The sequence below is a fragment of the Lactobacillus sp. WILCCON 0149 genome (assembly GCF_057197965.1).
Genome location: NZ_JBUBHO010000006.1, coordinates 1 through 18297 on the forward strand (window position 1 = coordinate 1; position 18297 = coordinate 18297).

The following is an 18297-nucleotide window of genomic DNA, read 5'->3' on the forward strand; positions in this document are numbered from 1 at the left end:
TAGACTTTGCTGATCTTCTTGTCGATCATCATGAGGTAATGTAGGCAAGTCTGACTTGGCCCTGTGAAGTAGTCACGTGTCTTATCGATCACGATTGCTTGGTAGTCAGCTTTTTCATCGTTTTCGGCCATCTTTTCGTAATGCATGTAGTTGTTGATTTGATCCTCAGTCGAATCGTAGAGACCAAAGCAATTGGCACCGATTGATTCACCGCCATGAACGTAGCCGTCATCTGCACCATGTGCCTTCAGTTCTTCATCGCTAACTGTGGTCAAAGCCTCTGGAAGATTGTCGTAGCCGCTGTGATCCCAAGTGCCAGTAGTTCCCAGGTCCTTGGCCTTGCTTGCAGCACGTTCATCCAAAATGCTGTCGTAAGTGTCAAGCATAGTCAGAGGACTTGCACCAACTTCAGCTCTGTAATCATTGATCATGGCTAAAAGTCTCTGCTTGAGTTCAGCGGCCTTTTCAGCGTTGAACGGATTTGCTTCTCTAGTGCCAGTAGCAATCACCTCATCAACTGGATCTACAGTCTCAATGAAATTACTTGCCGTAACTTCACCAGTTTCACTGTTCAAAGTGTAGATCGTAGTGGTAGTCTTTGAGCCATTTACGCCAGATGTAACTGTCTTAGTAATGCCTTTGTCAATAGTTGAGTCTTCTTTGTTGACTGTCTTGTAAGGCATAACTTCAGTCTTGACTACAGACTTGGTGCCAACTGCGATTACTTCGTCAACAGCTACTTTAGCGTGAACAGTTGACGTGCTCTTTACGCTGCCATCCAAGTTGTAAGTAGTAGTAGTAGTGTCTACCCCATCTTCACCATTGGTCAAGATCTTCTTAGTGCCGGCTTCCATAGTGTCATCGGCCTTGTAGATAGTCTTGTAGGCCACACTAGAAGTAGTAACCTTGTCAGCCGGTGCTACCTTAGTACCAACGGCCAAAATAGCATCTACTGGATCTACCGTTATTACAGTAATTACGGGAGTAACTGTCCCGGTTGCTGTGTTCAAAGTATACGTGGTAGTGGTAGTCTTCTTGCCGTTCTTACCAAAGGAAATGAGCTTTTCATCGCCTTTGGCCATCGTTGGATCTTCTTTTTCAACGAATTTGTAGGAGATAATTTCGTTTTTGATGACTGGCTTGACCCCGACCGCGATTACTTGGTCAACAGTTTCCTTGGTGCGTACAGTTGAAATACTCTTTACGCTGTCGTCCCAATTGTAAGTAGTGGTAGTAGTGTCAACGCCGTTAACGCCATTAGTCAGCGTCTTCTTAGTGCCAGCTTCCATAGTGTCATCGGCCTTGTAGATGGCCTTGAACGGTACTTCTTTAGTAGTCACCTTGTCTGCTGGTGCTACTTTAGTTCCGACTGCAACTACTTCATCAACTGGGTCAATGACCTTAACGGATAAGCTTGACGCTACTTCACCAGTTGCTGTATTCAAAGCGTAGGCAGTAGTGGTAGTCTTAGTACCATTTACACCGAATTCAAAAACATGTCCATTAATATCCAAGTGAGCATTAATGATCACATTCTTGTTCTCTAGCCGAAACTAGAGGATTTTTTTAGGCTTTTTCACGAGGAAATGCCTTGTGCGTTCGGTTGTCTGCACCTCCACTAAAGTCGCCCCTAGCTTCTGATGCTTTTATCATACGCACAGTCAAAGAGTTCGCCATGCTTCACAAACAAGGCCCGGAGGCGATGCTTGTGAAGCAGGCAGGAATATGTCCTAAGTTTCCCTAGTGCCGAGGCTCTAGGGCGCGCCCAGTCCCAGACTTGAAGCAGGGGCGAACCCACGCTTGTGACGCTTTGACTGATAGACTATGCCGTCACTGCCTGCTTTTTCGCATAGCGTTCTTCAAGAATCTTTTTAACGCTTTGATATGGCGTGTACAATGTTATTTCCTTGTCATCCATCCTTCTCAAGATGTTTACGGCTGCGGCTGTATTTGCGTTCATTTCTCCACAATTTGGGCAAACCGCTGTCTCATGATGCGTGCCTTTTCTTTCGCTGAAATGCGCACCGCATCTTTGGCAGAACTGTGACGTATATGCTGGATTGACATCGATCGTCTTGATTCCTTGACTGGCGCACAGATACTCGATGCGCTTGTCCAATGTTCCTTTTGCCCATGAAGACAGCTTGCGTCTTACTTTTGCCTCATAGCGGTTTGCTGCTTTTGGCAGCTTTTCTTTAGTAAAGCTCAGATCTTCTTTGACAAGAGCGTCTGGCTTTTCAGCCACAAGCATCTGTCTGATGCTTTCGTTCATCATCCGCTCCATATTGTTCTGCTTTCTTTCGTGTTGGCGGTGATAGAGCTTATTGCCAAGATGATGATTTTCCAGACGAGCAATTTGGCGCTCAATGCTGCCAATGCGGCATCTGATGCGCTTGTTTGTCTTGGCAGAGTGATCACTTGCCAATTTCTTTTCCAAATCAGATTTTTGCCGTCTCAATTCTTTTGCTGGCTGGATGTATTTGTTGCGATTCGTATTGCGGCGATTGATTCGCTCCGCTTCAGCGTTCACAAGCTTGCTGAAGCCTGCTCCATATTCTTTACCGCTGCTGCACGAAATAAGAGTGGCCAGGCCTTTGTCCATGCCCAGCTTCTTCTTTGGCTTGCGTTTGTCAGCTGCAGCTGTCTTAATAGCACGGTGAACCTCCAGTCGCTTTTTGTCTCTGTCAAGAATGAGCTGGATATCGCCACGCTTATTCTTATTTGCATAGCAGTATGGCCCTGTCAGCTTAAACATCTTTGGCTTGCCCGGCTTTGCCGTCATAATCTTCAGATAGCTTGCCCCATCTTTTTCGACAATTCTCCACATTATTTCGTCACAGAGCATGCAGCGTGCGGCACTTGAATGAGGATATGGCTTGTACTTTCTGGTAAGACGTCTGATGTATCCAAAGCTGTGGTGGAGCTGCTCTTCTGTCAATGCCGCTCTCAGTGCGGGATACTTACTGTTTTTCTTGCTTGGCTTAGCTTCGTCCTCACGTCCTTGCAAGATGAGCTGCCAATAATATGGCGAAGTGAAGACGTAATTGAGATACTGACGCTCAGCACTAGCCAATGAGTCATTGGCCTGCACCTGCTTTTTCAGTTTTGAGCCAAGATTTGACCACATGGAATTGAGATTCATGCACACGTCTTTAACGGCTTCCGTTACGTGCCGACCTTGAATGCCAAACTGCTCATTCAGAAGCTTTTGCTTTGCAAGTCTGACTGTTTTGGCATCGGGAGCTTTCAATCCTTGAGCTTTGTTCTTCTTATAGGCTTTTTTCCAGTCTTTGACAGCTTTGCGGGCCTTCTTGATTTCACCGTCGTGCTTGCGGATTCTGTCTCTTGGATCACGCCACTGGTCAGTCATGTGATTGATTCCGCACAGCTGAGCAAAGAGCAGATCCTTGCATCTGCCATAGCTGACAAACAGCTCATCCTGCTCTTTCATTTCTTCATCAGTCAGTTTTACGGTATAGGCTCTGACAGTCTTAGTCTGAACCTTTTTTCTTGTCTTTCGTGTCATTTTTTGAGAACAGCTTTCTGTTTTCGCTGACGATCTTTTCATTGCGATGGCTTCGCTTGCCATACAGCTTGGCAGAGAAGACCGTAATGATTGCCAGCACGTCATCCGTCAGTTCTTCTTCATATGAGACATCATCAGTCTCATTGATTATTTCAATATCAACGTTGTGTTCGCTGCAGACTGTCTCAATCAGCTCATATCCAAAGCGAACCAACCGGTCTTTGTAGTTGATAACGATCTTTCCACATCCGCCTTCGCATATCAGCCGAAGCAGCTCTTGCAGGCCTTTTTTCTTATAGTTCATGCCAGAGCCAATATCCTTGATGATTCGGAAGCGGTAGCCTTGCTTCTCGCAGTAGTTGGTTACGACTTCAACCTGTCTTTCAAGATCTGCTTTTTGCCCGGAGGAGGATACACGGCAATATCCAATTACCAACGACTTGCTGGCCAAGGCATCGTTGTCTGGCCTTGTATCAACACCCAGCAAGGTATCTAATTGTTTTTTGGTGTATCTTCTGCGATTTCCTGCAGTTCTGAGAGGGACAATAAGTCCTTTCTTTTCCCAGCGCCTCATAGTGGAAATCGAGACCTTCAGATACGCAGCCGCTTCTTTGATGCCAATATATTCATCAGCCATGACTAGATCGTCCTTTCATTTTGTTAAGACAATTATAGCACACAAAAAAGCACTAGTAAGAACTAGTGCTTAGTAATTGGATAGAATTGAATACCTAATTTATTAGCTGCATGATTCCCTCCTAATTATTGGACCTTTCCTAACGTGTTTTTGCTATCTTCATTGCTTTTTCCTTGAATTATTTGCACGCCCCCTAGACCTGTATTTTTCTTGTGGTTTGCTTTGATTTCACTGCACCTGCATTGTACCATGCAGATTACAGCCTCGTCAGAATTCCTTTTGGGGAATTTTGAGGGCAAAAAAAAGCATCCCTGCCCCGCACATTTCTGTACGAGAGGATGCTTCTTATTTGCTATTCCTGTTATCGCTGATGAGGTTGCTACAGTTCGAATTCAAAAATTGCGGCAAGCCATGCGTTGCCATTTGCGTCAACATACGTGCCAACGCCCATGTAGACTTTGCTGATCTTCTTGTCGACCATCATGGTGTAATGTTTGTAGGTTTGACTAGGCCCTGTAAAGTAGTCGCGCGTCTTATCGATCACAATAGCTTGGTAGTCGGCTTTTTCATCGTCTTCTGCCATCTTTTCATATGCCAGATAGCCATTGATCTGATCTTCAGTTGAATCATAGAGGCCAAAGCTGTTGGCACCGATTGATTCGCCGCCGTGAACATAACCATCTACCGCTTCTTCTTTTGTAAGTACATCTGGCAGAGAATCACGACCGCTGTGATCGTAGCTTCCTTTGGTGCCCAGATCTTTGGCCTTGCTTGCAGCCCGTTCGTCCAAAATACTGTCGTAAGTATCAAGCATAGTCAGAGGGCTTGCACCAACTTTAGCTCTATAGTTATTGATGGATTCAAGCAGCTTCTGCTTGAGTTCGACTGTCTTTTCAGCATTGAACGGATTGGCCTCCCTAGTACCAACCGCAATTACCTCGTCAACTGGATCCACCGTAGTTACTTGTTCGTTGGCAGTAACTTTCCCGGTTTCAGTATCCAAATTATAGGTGGTAGTGGTTGTTCTAGAACCATTTTCGCCCGCAGTAATAACTTTGGTAGTGCCTTTAGCCAAGGTGCTGTCATCTTTCTTGACCGTCTTGTAAGAAATCGTTTCTACCTTGACAGTTTGCTTGGTACCTACTGCAACGATTTGATCGACTGCTTTTTTGCTGTGGGTCGTTGAGGTGCTCTTGATGCTGCCGTCAATGTTGTAGATGGTAATAGTCACATCTTCGCCATTTACACCAGTTCTGATAGTTTTCTTCGTCCCGGCTTCCATAGAGCTGTCTGCCCGGTAAACAGTTTTGTAGGCTACTGTTTCGTTTCTTACTTTTGGTGCGGGAGCTACCGCTGTACCAACCGCAATTACTTCATCAATTGGATCTACCGTCTTTACGGATGAAGTTGGAGTCACTTCACCTGTCTGGGTATTCAAACTGTAAGTCGTAGTAGTCGTTTTTGAGCCATTTTCGCCCTTGGTGACGACTTTAGTAGTACCCTTGGCCAAAGTGCCGTCATCCTTGTTTACGGTCTTGTATGGTAAGCTTTCGGCCTTTACTGATGTTTTAGTACCAACCGCAACTACTTCATCAACCGCTTCTTTGGTGCGAGCCGTAGAGGTGCTCTTGACGCTGCCATCGATATTGTACTTGGTAGTCGTAGTGTCAACTCCGTTTTCGCCGTTTTTAACAGTCTTCTTCGTTCCGGCTTCCATAGAGCTGTCTGCTTGGTAGACAGTCTTAAAAGGCACTTCTTTGGTTGTTATCTTGTCAGCTGGTGCAGTCTTGACTGGCTCTGATGGCTTGGATGATTCTGCTTCTTTAGTGCCAACCGCAACTACTTCATCAACTGGATCTACCGTCTTTACGGATGAAGTTGGAGTCACTTCACCTGTCTGGGTATTCAAGCTATAAGTCGTAGTAGTCGTTTTTGAGCCATTTTCGCCCTTGGTGACGACTTTGGTAGCACCCTTGGCCAAGGTGTTGTCATCCTTGTTTACGGTCTTGTATGGCAGACTTTCGGTCTTTACTGACGTTTTAGTGCCAACCGCAATCACTTCGTCAACAGCTTCTTTAGTGCGAGCTGTAGAAGTGCTCTTTACGCTGCCATCGACATTGTACTTGGTAGTCGTAGTGTCAATGCCGTTTTCGCCGTTTTTAACGGTCTCCTTCGTTCCGGCCTCCATGGAGCTGTCTGCTTGGTAGACTGTCTTAAAAAGCACTTCTTTAGTTGTTACCTTATCAGCCGGTGCAGTTTTGACTGGCTCTGATGGCTTTTCTGAAGGCTTGTTAGAATCTGGCGAGCTTGATTCGCTATTGGATGGCTTGTCAGATGATCTTGCATCCCCCTTGCCGGGATTATCTGAGCTTGAGCTGCTGCTTGAAAATGAAGACCCGGAATTCCCATTAGAACCGGATGATCCACTGTTAGCCGGCTTTGACGGTGTTGTAGAAGGCTTTGTTGCAGGCTTGCCATCGGTCTTCTTAGACGTCTGCTTTTTCTTGTTCGTCTTCTTGACCGCCTTATAGGTAATCTTGACAGTCTGATTCTTGGTCTTGCTGGTTACCTTGTAGGCACCTACGGATGACCGTCTTGCAGTATAGCCGGATACCTTGGCTACTGTGTACTTCTTCCAATAGGAGGTGGACCAGGCTCCATAGGTCTTCTTCTTGGTCTTGTTATCAGTCTTTACCGTCCGCTTGATGTAGGCGTTCTGAATGACCTTCTTGACGCCTTTTGGCTGGTACATCTTGATCGTCCGGGTAATCATCTTGGTCTGTGTGGAGTAGCTGTAGCGAGCTACTACCTTTTTAGCGTAGCTAGTGCGGATATAGCGACCCTTGCCCAATCTATAGTATTGCTTGCCCTTGATCCATTTGGTGCCGTATGCAGTCACCTTTGCATTTTTCTTATAGGACTTCTTGGTTTTCTTGCCTTTGGAAGTGTAGACGTATGCTTTCTTAGACACGCGGATTTGGTACTTCACAGCTGCTTGCGCTTGCGCTTGAGACATTGAAGCTGCCCCACCCGCACCAAGCAATGCTACTGACGCGGATACGCCAGACGCAATCTTTACGAATTTCATGTTCTTTTCCTCATTTCTTTGCGATTAGACAGTATCTTGTACTTTCTGATTACATTTTACCAATAGTTATGGCCAGCTTCAGAATTCCTTTCGCTGAATTTTGGCTATAACACAAGAAAACGACTTTGAGAAAACCTCAAAGCCGTTTTTGAGCATCAACAGTTTCTACCAGCTGATGCCGCTATGCTTGCTATTCTTCTGATTTCTTCTTGCGGTTGATGATCGTAGCCAAGAGAGACGCGCCTGTCGCAAACATGCCAGCTGACTGCATCAAAGCATTGCTGCTGTTGCCCGTCTGAGGCAAAGATGCAGCTGAGTCTTGCACTGCGGAAACAGCAGGTGATTCTTGCTTCGGTTCAGTCTGAACTGCTTGCTTGGTCGTTTCCTTCTTTGGCTCTTCCTTGGCCGGAGTAGCAGACTTCTTCTTGTAGTTGATATCTACCACTTCGTCCTTGGTGTCACCATCCACAATCTTCTTAGCTACCTCATCAAGATCTGCTGAGTAGCCCATGATAGAAGGAATATCGAGCTTGCTCCATTTGTCCTTGGACCATTCGCCGTAAGTCTTTTGACCTGTTACAGCATCCGTCTTAACGCTGCGAGTAACGTGGCCAACCTGCTTGATCGTTTTCAAGCCACCTGGCTCATGCAAGCGAATAGTGCGAGTTGCAGTGTGATCTTCGGTTGAGGCGTCAATCCGGTGAGCAAGCTTGACGGTGTAGTTCTGGTCTGAACTGTCTTCGTCATCAAAGACGACTTCCTGACCATTTGTATCGTCGCTGACAAGGACATAGCCTTTGCCTTCAAGCGCCGCGATTTCTTCTGCCGTCGTGTAGCCTGAATGGCCATTTGACTTGCCAGACAATTCCTTGACTAAGATGATCTGACCAGTCGTATCGTCAACATAGGTCACCTTGCCATTTTGAGCATCTGGATCATAAGTTACGACTGCGTTAATGTCGGCGTGCTCATGAGTAATCCCCTTGTCGCTGATCACCTTCTGGTATGGAGTGTAGCCCTTGACCGCTGGGCTCTCAACGTCGTCGTAGTCTTGGGCTGACGACCATGAAGTAGAGATGATTTCGCCGGTTACTTTGTCAACGACCTTAGTCGCCGTAAAGTGCAGAACGCTGTCTACAGGGCCAGGGGCTTGACTGCCGTCTGACATGCGATAAGTAATCGTTCTTCTTACATCCCTGCCCAAGCTTGCCTTGTCTGTGCCATCTGGGTATTTAGCCCCATTCGGATCCTTATTGATAGCCGTGCCAGGAGTTGCAGGATTTTCTTCCGTTACCGTAGCGTAGGTATGCTTGAGAGTAACAGTGTAGGCTTGATCCTTGTCATCGTCGTTGTCAAAGACAATTTTTTTGCCATTGGTGTCATCGCTGACTAATTCATAGCCCTTGCCTTCAAGCGCCGCGATTTCTTCTGCCGTCGTGTAGCCTGAATGGCCGCTGGTTACCCCGCTTAAATCGTCAACCTTCAAGGTCTTGCCAGTGGTTTGGTCAATGTAGGTTACCTTGCCATTTTGGATGTCTGGAGTGTAGGTGACGTTTTCAGTGATGTCATCGCTGCTGTAAGGAATATCAGTATTGCTTACAGTAGCTCTGTCTACCGTATAACCCTTCACAGTTGGGGATGCAATGTCCTTAAAGTCCTGGTTGTCTGACCAAACTGCTTTGACTACTTTGCCAGTAGCGTTGTCGATAGTCTTTACGAGCGTGAAATGCAGTTTGTCCTTCACGCTGTCTGGCGCCTTTGACCCGTCACTCATGGTGTAGACAATCGTCCGGTTGACGTCTCTGCCCAGGCTTGCCTTGTCGGTTTCTGACGGATACTTGGCACCGTTCGGGTCCTTGTTGATCGGCTTGCCTGGATCGCCTGGAGTCTTTTCAGTTACAGTCGTGTAGGTGTGCTTGAGGTGAACCACGAAGTACTGGTCAGTGCCCGTCACGTGGTCAAAGGTGATCTGCTTGCCGCCGGTATCGTCGCTGACTAATGCATAGCCGTTGTCCTGGTAGTGCGTGATGTTGGCAGTGGTCGTGTACGGATGCCAGCCGCCCTCATTAGTGTAGACAATCGTGTCGCTTTCGCCGTTCAGCGTAAGCATCTTCAAGTCCTCACCAGACGTGTCGTCGTGGTAAGTGATGTGAACTACCTGGTTGTCTGCCTTGTAGGTTACCAATTCACTGATATCAGCAGCATCGTGAGCGATGTTCTTGTTGGATACTACCTTGCGGTCCGGGGTATAGCCTTGAAGCTCTGGAGTGTTGACATCCTTGAAGTCTTGGTTTGGAGACCAGACGGTCTCGGTAACTTCGCCAGTTACTCTGTCGATAGTCTTTGAAGCAGTATAGTTCAGCGAATCGCTTACGCTTGCTGGAGCAGCTCTGTTGCCGCCCTTGATTACGTAAGTAACGGTTCTGTTTACCGTGTCGGTAAGGCCTGCCTTGTCAGTTCCGTCTGGGTATTTTACGCCGCTCTTATCGGCGTTAATAGGAGACCCTGGCGTGCCTGGCTTTTCTGGCGTTACAGTGATGTAGGTATGCTTCAAGACAATCGTGTAAGCCTGCGTTGCCGCGTCATCATCATCAAAGAAGATTTCATTGCCATTGGTATTGTCGCTTACCAAAGCATAGCCATTGTCAGTGTAGCTCTTGATCGTAGCTGCCATAGTGTAGCCGCTGCCTTCATAAGTAAGACCCGTTAAAGTATCCAGCTTCAGCTGCTTGCCTGTGGTTTGGTCAATATAGGTTACCGTTGCCTTTTGAGCGTCTGGGTTGTAGGTAACAGTTTCCGTAATATCGGCATGGTCATGAGCAATGTTCTGGTTGCTTACGGCAAATCTGTCCGGAGTATAGCCCTTCAAGGCTGGCGTCTTAACGTCCGCAAAGTCTTGATTGCCGCTCCATGACGTCTGAGTAACCTCACCTGTAACTCTGTCAATGATCTTTGAAGCAGTATAGTTCAGCGTATCCTTCACGCTGCTTGGTGCCAGCTTTCTGCCATTTGCTACAACGTAGTTGACAGTACGAGTTACAGAATCCGTAAGGCCTGCCTTGTCCGTGCCATCTGGATATTTTACGCCGTTCTTGTCAGCATTAATAGGAGACCCTGGCGTGCCCGGATTCTCTGGCGTTACCGTGATGTAGGTATGCTTCAAAACGACCGTGTAGGCCTGCGTTGCCGCGTCATCGTCATCAAAGACGATTTCTTGGCCATTAGTATTGTCGCTTACCAGAGCATAGCCGTTGTCGGTGAAACTCTTGATAGTAGCAGCTGTGGTGTATCCGCTGTTTTCAAGAGTAAGGCCTGTCAGAGTGTCCAGCTTCAGCTGTCTGCCAGTAGTTTGGTCAATGTAGGTTACGGTTGCTTTTTGCGCATCCGGATTGTAGGTAACGGTTTCAACGATGTCCGCATGGTCATAAGCAATATTTTTGTTGCTTACAGTTTGCTGACTTGGCGTATAGCCCTTCAATGCCGGGGATGCAATATCAGTGAAATTCTGATTTTCGCTCCACGCTACGGAAATAAGCGCCCCGGTTACCTTGTCTACCACCTTGGTAGCAGTGTAGTTCAATGCATCTTGTACGCTAGCAGGAGCCTGCTTCTTGCCATTTGCCACGACGTAGTTGATGGTCCGGTTAACCGTTTCATTCAGCCCTGCCTTGTCCGTGCCATCTGGATATACGGCGCTGCCCTCGCCTGAGTTAATTGCAGTGCCTGGCGTTTGCGGGTTCTCGTTGGTAATGGTTACGTAGGTATGCTTCAAAGTAACCTTGTAAGTTTGATTGGCCGCGTCATCATTGTCAAAGACAATGCTCTTGCCGTTAGTTTCGTCTGAAACAAGCACGTAGCCCAAATCTTGGTACTTCTTAATAGTAGCGGCTGTGGTATAGCCAGAATCAGTGTGCGTAAATCCACTCAGCTCATCGTTCTTCAGCTGCTGACCCGTAGTAGAGTCAATGTAAATAACGCTGGCCTTCTGAGCATCCGGATTGTAGGTAACTACAACGTCGATATCTTGAGCGTCATGGGCAATTCCTTTGTTGCTTACCACTGTTTTATCAGGAGTGTAGCCTTGCAAAGCTGGCGTGTTGACATCCGCAAAGTCTTGATTGCCGCTCCAGACAGTTTGGGTAATTTCACCAGTAACCCGGTCGATAGTCTTTGAAGCGGTGTAGTTCAAAGTATCCTTCCGAGCTGCAGGTGCGGCATCTTTTCCGCTAACTACTACATAAGTGATAGTCCGATTTACGGAATCCGTAAGGCCTGCCTTATCTGTGCTGCCTGGGTACTTGGTACCGTTCTTGTCGGCGTTCATTGGCGTACCTGGCGTGCCTGGACTAGTTGGCGTAACGGTTACGTAAGTGTGCTTCAAGACGACCGTGTAGGCCTGCGTTGCCGCATCATCGTCATCGAAGACAATTGCGCTGCCATTGGTGCTGTCGCTTACCAAGGCATAGCCGTTGTCGGTGAAACTCTTGATAGTAGCAGCTGTGGTGTAGCCGCTGTTTTCAAGAGTAAGGCCTGTCAGCGTATCAAGCTTCAGCTGCTTGCCAGTAGTTTGGTCAATGTACGTTACCGTTGCCTTCTGAGCATCTGGGTTGTAGGTTACAGTTTCCGTAATATCGGCATGATCGTGGGCAATCCCTTTATTGCTTACGGTTGCTCTGTCTGCCGTGTAGCCTTGCAAAGCTGGCGTGTTGACATCCGCAAAGTCTTGATTGCCGCTCCATGAAGTTTGGGTAATTTCACCAGTTACTCTGTCGATAGTCTTTGAAGCAGTGTAATTCAAAGTGTTTGTCACGCTTGAAGGAGCCTGTTTCTTGCCGCCCTTTACGACGTAGTTGACCGTTCTCGTGACTGAATCTTTCAAGCTACCAGCGTCAGTCCCGCTTGGGTACTTGGTACCGTTCTTGTCGGCGTTCATTGGCGAACCTGGCGTACCAGGACTAGTTGGCGTAACGGTTACGTAAGTGTGCTTCAAAACGACCGTGTAGGCCTGCGTTGCCGCGTCATCGTCATCAAAGACAATTGCGCTGCCATTGGTACTGTCGCTTACCAAGGCATAGCCGTTGTCGGTGTAGCCTTTGATAGCAGATGCGGTGGTATAGCCGCTGTTTTCAAGCGTAAGTCCCGTCAGCGTATCAAGCTTCAGCTGCTTGCCAGTAGTTTGGTCAATGTACGTTACCGTTGCCTTCTGAGCATCCGGGTTGTAGGTTACAGTTTCCGTAATATCGGCATGATCGTGGGCAATCCCTTTGTTGCTTACGGTTGCCCTGTCTGCCGTGTAGCCTTGCAAAGCTGGCGTGTTGACATCCGCAAAGTCTTGATTGCCGCTCCATGAAGTTTGGGTAATTTCACCAGTTACTCTGTCGATAGTCTTTGAAGCAGTGTAGTTCAAAGTGTTTGTCACGCTTGAAGGAGCCTGTTTCTTGCCGCCCTTTACGACGTAGTTGACCGTTCTCGTGACTGAATCTTTCAAGCTGCCAGCGTCAGTCCCACTTGGATACTTGGTACCGTTCTTGTCGGCGTTCATTGGCGTACCTGGCGTGCCTGGATTAATTGGCGTAACGGTTACGTAAGTGTGCTTCAAGACGACCGTGTAGGCCTGCGTTGCCGCATCATCGTCATCAAAGACGATTTCTTGGCCATTAGTATTGTCGCTTACCAGAGCGTAGCCGTTGTCGGTGTAGCCTTTGATAGCAGATGCAGTGGTATAGCCGCTGTTTTCAAGCGTAAGCCCCGTCAGCGTATCAAGCTTCAGCTGCTTGCCAGTAGTTTGGTCAATGTACGTTACCGTTGCCTTCTGCGTGTTAGGACTGTAAGTTACCGTTTCAACGATGTCTGCATGATCGTGACCAATTCCAGTATTAGATACGATGCTGCGGTTAGGCGTATAGCCTTTTAATGCTGGACTCGTTACATCTCTAAAGTTTTGGTCAGATGACCAAGAAGAAGCAACAATCTCGCCCGTTACCTTGTCAACCGTCTTTGTGGCGGTATAGTTCAGATTATCGTGGGCACTTGCTGGGGCTGCCTTCTTGCCGCCAGTAACTACGTAGTTGATAGTTCTGTTCACGGAATCTTCGAGACTCGCCTTGTTTGTTCCACTTGGCCACGTTGCACTGCCTGCACCAGAGTTAATCGGCGTTCCAACTTGAATGTTGTCAGTATTCGTTACAGTCTGGTAAGTGTGAACGAGAGTAACCGTGTAGTTCTGATTTTCCGAATCGTTTGCGTCAAAAACGATTTCTTTGCCATTCGTTGTATCGCTGGCTAAAGCATATCCAAGTCCCTTGTACGTTGCAATAGTTCCAGTCGTCGTATAGCCGCTCTTAGCATTGGTTACCCCACTCAAAGAGTCAGTCTTCAAGGTCTTGCCTGTTGTCCCGTCAATATAAGTTACGGTTGCTTTTTGCGCATCTGGCATGTAAGTTACGACCTCAGCAATATTGGCATGGTCATGAGTAATTCCCTTATTGCTTACAACAGCTCTGTTAGCAGTATATCCAGCAATAGCCGGAGTTGTTACATCCGCAAAATCTTGAGCTGCAGTCCATTCTGTAGAAACAATAGCATTGGTTACTGCATCAATCGTATCTTGCCCGATAAAAATAAGAGAATCAGTAACAGTAGCTGGAGCCTTCGAGCCGTCACTCATCTTGTAAGTAATCGTACGTGTCACAGTTACTTTATGAGTATATGTGGTATTGCCTTCCGGCTTCTTTAAAGTGTGCTTGAGGTGAACTGTGTAAGCTTGATCAACAGAATTATCGCTGTCAAAGACAATTTCACCACCGCTTGTTGAGTCACTGACAAGTGAATAGCCAAGTTTCTCATAATTAGAAATTGAAGATGCCGTCGTGTAGCCTGAATGGCCACCAGTTACCCCGCTCAAAGAATCCGTCTTCAGAGTCTTGCCTGTATTGTCATCAATGTACGTAATAGTCGCTATTTGAGTAGCTTTCTTCAAGTGGATAACAATATCGCTGTTGGTGTCCTTTAACGTGTAAGATGCAGGACCTGATTGACCGCTAGCCAATCTATAGCCGTTAGGAACCGTCAAGTTCAAAGCAACAGAGTCGCCACTAGCACCGCTGTAAGTGTGAACAATACCTACCAAAGCGCCGTTTTGATCATCGTCAACAAAGTAGGCATTAACCCGCTTCAAAGTCTTGCCAGAAGTGTTGGCATCCCCCGCATAGTAATTAACGGCCGTCATAGTGCTCGTTTGATTTGGCGTTACGTTCATCAGAATGTATTCGCCGTCTTTGGATGACGTAGTGTCAGTATTTTCACCGTATTCAATTGAAATGGTTCTTTGCGAAATGTCTAAGTTGCTAAACCAAGTAGCAATAGACTTAATCGGATTGTTAATGTAGAATTGCTTGTTTGCGGCCAGGATCTGATCGTAGTTTTTGTTCAAGCCAATAGAGCTGCGGTTAATCGCACGTTCCAATTCTTCATCAGTAACTTTAAAGTCGTCCGCGGTCAAATTCACGCCGATCAAATATTGACCATTTGCTTGCCGGGAAATAGCAATATAGCCAGATGGCGTTTGATCGTATATCTGTTGAATGGTTAAGCCATCTTTCAAAGCAATATGCTTTAATTGACTGTTTGGCAAGCCGGAGCCACTCAAGAAAGTCCAGATGTTTGAAGGACTGCCGTCTGCTGTTGCCAGTTGAATCTGGTTTCTGATGTAGACCTGGTTGATAAATTGATCGGCAGGTACATTGCCAGCTGAAGGCATCGTAAATTGGTAGACCTGGTGGAAATTAGTTTCTGCCGGCAAATCTGCTGGCTTAGTGGTGCCCTTAGATGCCCATGACTCTTTATAGATCTTTTTAGCCAATTCCACATTTGATGACCCGGAATAAATCGGCGATTCGGTATAGCCAGCCATTGTTGATGGCAAGGTCAAAAATTGGTATGGCGGGTCGATAAATACATTTGAGTTGTTCTCTGTCCCAATGTCTGCTACTTCTTGCGTAGGCACAGACCGATTGATCGTGTATTCCTTGTCATTATGACCAATGGAGTGTACCCAGCGCTTTTGAACGATAGTGCCAGAATAGTCATATGGGTCATCGGTGTTGGTAACATAAACTAAGCGCTTATCAATAACCGATTGGTCGTCGTGCTTGAATTCGTCACCCACCAAGTTAAAGGAAACATTGACATCACCAATGTATTCCTTATCAGTGGTTACTTCGATGTAAAAACTAGTGATTCTGTTTTTATCTTCACCAGTAGTTTCAAGCAGCTCTGATTGGCCGGTCTTATAGAGGCGGCCAAGGACACTGCCGTCTGAGTCGGTGATCTCAACACTACCACTTTCACCAATTGATTCACCGTATTTTTCAGCCAAGGCACCAAGGTAGATCTTGTTGCCTTTCTTTACGCTTGAGGAATCCAATACTGCGGTACCAGAGATATTGCCGCTGTTGTCAAGCAAGAAAGGAACCCAAGTGTCAATATCAACGTTTTGCGTTAATTGGTCGTTGTCTCCGTAGTTGAAAGACAGTGATTTAGCAATATTGGTGATGCCAGACGGCGTTACCCAAACAATTGAATTAACGCTATCTGTGCTGCCGTCTGAGTATCTGACAGTAACCGTTGCGCTATAGCGGCCTTCTTTGGACGTATTTACGCTTGAAGAAAGCGTTGCTGTTGTTCCACTAGGCAAAGAAGAGAAGTTGCTGATGAGGCTTGTTGGATTAATTGAGCTTCCATAAACAACTGTCGTTTCAGTCCCCTTCGGATCGTACTGACTTGCCAAATTCGATGCCGCTAAGCTGACAGAAAGCATTTTTGCATTTGTTGCCGCTTTTGCCGCACTGTTTAAGGTATTGGATGATTTTGCTAAAAATGAATCGGACAAATCAGCCAAGCTGACTTCCATAAAAGCACCATTTGCGGAAGTTGGACTGGAATCGCCTTCCGTACTGGTTGAGCTGGCTGCAATAGAACCAGTTTTGCTTGTCTGCTCGCTAGCGCTATTGTTATTAGATGCTTCAGTTGAAGATTCTTGACCAGACTTGCTGATGTCTGATGCCTTTTCTTGAGCAGCATCCCCTTCATTTGCACCTGCGTCCGCATCAGCGTTAGCATCGGAGTCAGCCTTGGCAGAGTCTTTCTCTACAGACTGGCTCTTAGCATCCCCGGCGGTATTGCTGCTATTGTTACTATTGGCATTGCTAGTACTGTCAGTACTTGAATTATCAGCATCTTTTGCTACATTGGCATCTTGAGCCTTATTGGCATTATCAGTTGAAGTGTTGCTGATTGTCTTGTTCTCTTGATTTGAGGCAGCATTTTCAGCACTGGCAGCTTGCTTGGTGGCAGATTGAGAATCAGCTTGATCCGGCACTTTTGCTTGGCCATCACTGGTCTGCTTTTCATCAGCTGATTGGGTGCTTGCTTGAGCAGTTGATTGATCATTTGTTTTTGAGCCATCAGACTTCTGTACTACAACCCCGCTGCTTGTCGCTACGGATGTTTTTCCCTGGCTCTTGTTTTCATCTTCAGTGCCATTTGCTTCGGCATTGCCAGTTGCAGCATGCGCTTGACCCTGATTGCCAACCCACAGCGTAGTAGACAACAAAACAGAAGCCAAGCCGGCTGACAATTTCCGAAAGCCGTAGTGTGGCGTACGATCAGCCGCAGCTTCAAGTACGTTGTACTTGCTATTTTTCTTGTTATCAGTCATTGAGGTTTACCTCGCTTCTTTTCTCCTATATAAAGCTTTACATGAGGATTTTACTAATACTTTTAACTAATAACTTTTTTACTGTTTTTGGTGTAACTGTAAACGAAAAAGCCCTTCTTGTACCAATAGAATACTATTGGCATAAAAAGGGCTCGTTCAGCAAACATGCTGCAAATAATAACAAAAATCGGATAGTCAGTGCTATTTCAGATTAATGCTGGTAAAGAACTCAACAACGGCATCCCAGAGCTTTTGCAAAGCATTGCGATTTTCTTCAGTATTAAGCTTGTCAAAAACGCCTTTTGCATTTTCCTGGATCGCGTTCATTGCCTGTCCTGCCTGCTTTTTAAATGTTGGTGAGTTGAGAGCGCCAGAGTTGGCAATCTCAACTAAAAGATTGATGATTTGCTGCTTTTGGGCATCAGTGAGAGCATTGCCCAACCCGTTCTTTGCAAGTTCATCATCTACAATTTTAGTGATTTCATCTTTGGTCAAGCCACTGCCTTGATCAGCCATTGCTTTCTTGGCACCCGCTACGGCATTGTTAAGCTGAGCATCAGAATATCCATCCTTATCCTTGTTTTGGCCATTAATGCCGCTCAAGGTATTAAGCTCATCTTGAGCCGCGGTGATCTGCTTCTGGTTCAGCTTGTCGCCGCTCTTAGAGTAGGCCTTATAGATCCCTGCCAACGCACCAGAGCCATCAATTGGCGTAGCTGAAGTCACATAGATGTTGGCGTCTGAAATACCTGCAGTAACAGCCGCATTTCGGTACTGATCTGACGTAATGGACGTAATGTTGTTCTCGCCATTGTAGTCGAGAATTCGAACGTTGATCCCGCTACCAGAGCTGGTCTTTTCGATAGCCGCGCTAGACCAAACGCCAGATGAGCTGGTAAAGTTGTTGCCAGCAGGATTCAGATAAGTTACCAAGTCATCCCCTGTTACGGTCAAGGTGTTGTAGCTGCTGCTGTCGCTTAACGCTGACTTCAAGATTTTCAAAGTACCCTTCTTTTGGCTTTCGCTCAAAGAATTGCCTAGTGTAATCACTGGCGTGGTATCTTCGGCGGCATATGCTTTACTAGTTGCCAAGCCAAAGCTCAAAAGCATGGCGGTGGCTGCTACGATATTTCTGAATTTCATATTTGTCTCCTTGTTTCCTTGCATTTTGCTGTCAACCAACAGCTATCATGATTAGATATTACGGCTTTTTTGGCAAAATCTTGCTTTTGCTATTTTTGTCCATTCTTTCTAGCGGGATTTTGTGGCTTTTTCGTCAAAAACAGCCTTTTGACGATTTTTGTTCGTTTCTTTTAGCGGCAATGACA

Annotated in this window: 6 protein-coding genes; all 6 read right to left on the minus strand. The window is 46.5% G+C overall.

Annotated features, from left to right (window positions below; all coding sequences use genetic code 11):
* The coding region (locus tag ACYVUV_RS11735) for a G5 domain-containing protein (protein ID WP_484499476.1) at nucleotides 1-1532 on the minus strand (1532 nt) is incomplete at its 3' end.
* A gap of 290 nt (nucleotides 1533-1822) precedes the next feature.
* Nucleotides 1823-3526, minus strand: coding sequence for an RNA-guided endonuclease TnpB family protein (locus ACYVUV_RS11740; protein ID WP_484499477.1), 1704 nt, complete (start codon nucleotides 3524-3526; stop codon nucleotides 1823-1825).
* A complete protein-coding gene (locus ACYVUV_RS11745; RefSeq protein WP_484499478.1) occupies nucleotides 3492-4163 on the minus strand; it encodes an IS607 family transposase in 672 nt (223 codons plus the stop codon). The genes ACYVUV_RS11740 and ACYVUV_RS11745 overlap by 35 nt, the downstream gene beginning before the upstream one ends.
* A 379-nt stretch (nucleotides 4164-4542) precedes the next feature.
* Nucleotides 4543-7251 (minus strand): G5 domain-containing protein, encoded by a 2709-nt coding sequence (locus ACYVUV_RS11750; RefSeq protein ID WP_484499479.1) that lies wholly within the window; start codon nucleotides 7249-7251, stop codon nucleotides 4543-4545.
* 190 nt (nucleotides 7252-7441) lie between these two features.
* Complete coding sequence (locus ACYVUV_RS11755; protein WP_484499480.1) at nucleotides 7442-16969, minus strand: mucin-binding protein; 9528 nt, start codon at nucleotides 16967-16969, stop codon at nucleotides 7442-7444.
* 201 nt (nucleotides 16970-17170) lie between these two features.
* On the minus strand, nucleotides 17171-18112 hold the full coding sequence (locus ACYVUV_RS11760) for a DUF1002 domain-containing protein (protein ID WP_484499481.1): 942 nt from the start codon (nucleotides 18110-18112) through the stop codon (nucleotides 17171-17173).
* Between the last annotated feature and the right edge of the window lie 185 nt (nucleotides 18113-18297).

What these genes read in the sequence shown, in the direction of transcription:
- ACYVUV_RS11740 (WP_484499477.1), bottom strand. Translation starts at nt 3,526, where the DNA reads ATGACACGAAAGACAAGAAAAAAGGTTCAGACTAAGACTGTCAGAGCC.
- ACYVUV_RS11745 (WP_484499478.1), bottom strand. Translation starts at nt 4,163, where the DNA reads ATGGCTGATGAATATATTGGCATCAAAGAAGCGGCTGCGTATCTGAAG.
- ACYVUV_RS11750 (WP_484499479.1), bottom strand. Translation starts at nt 7,251, where the DNA reads ATGAAATTCGTAAAGATTGCGTCTGGCGTATCCGCGTCAGTAGCATTG.
- ACYVUV_RS11755 (WP_484499480.1), bottom strand. Translation starts at nt 16,969, where the DNA reads ATGACTGATAACAAGAAAAATAGCAAGTACAACGTACTTGAAGCTGCG.
- ACYVUV_RS11760 (WP_484499481.1), bottom strand. Translation starts at nt 18,112, where the DNA reads ATGAAATTCAGAAATATCGTAGCAGCCACCGCCATGCTTTTGAGCTTT.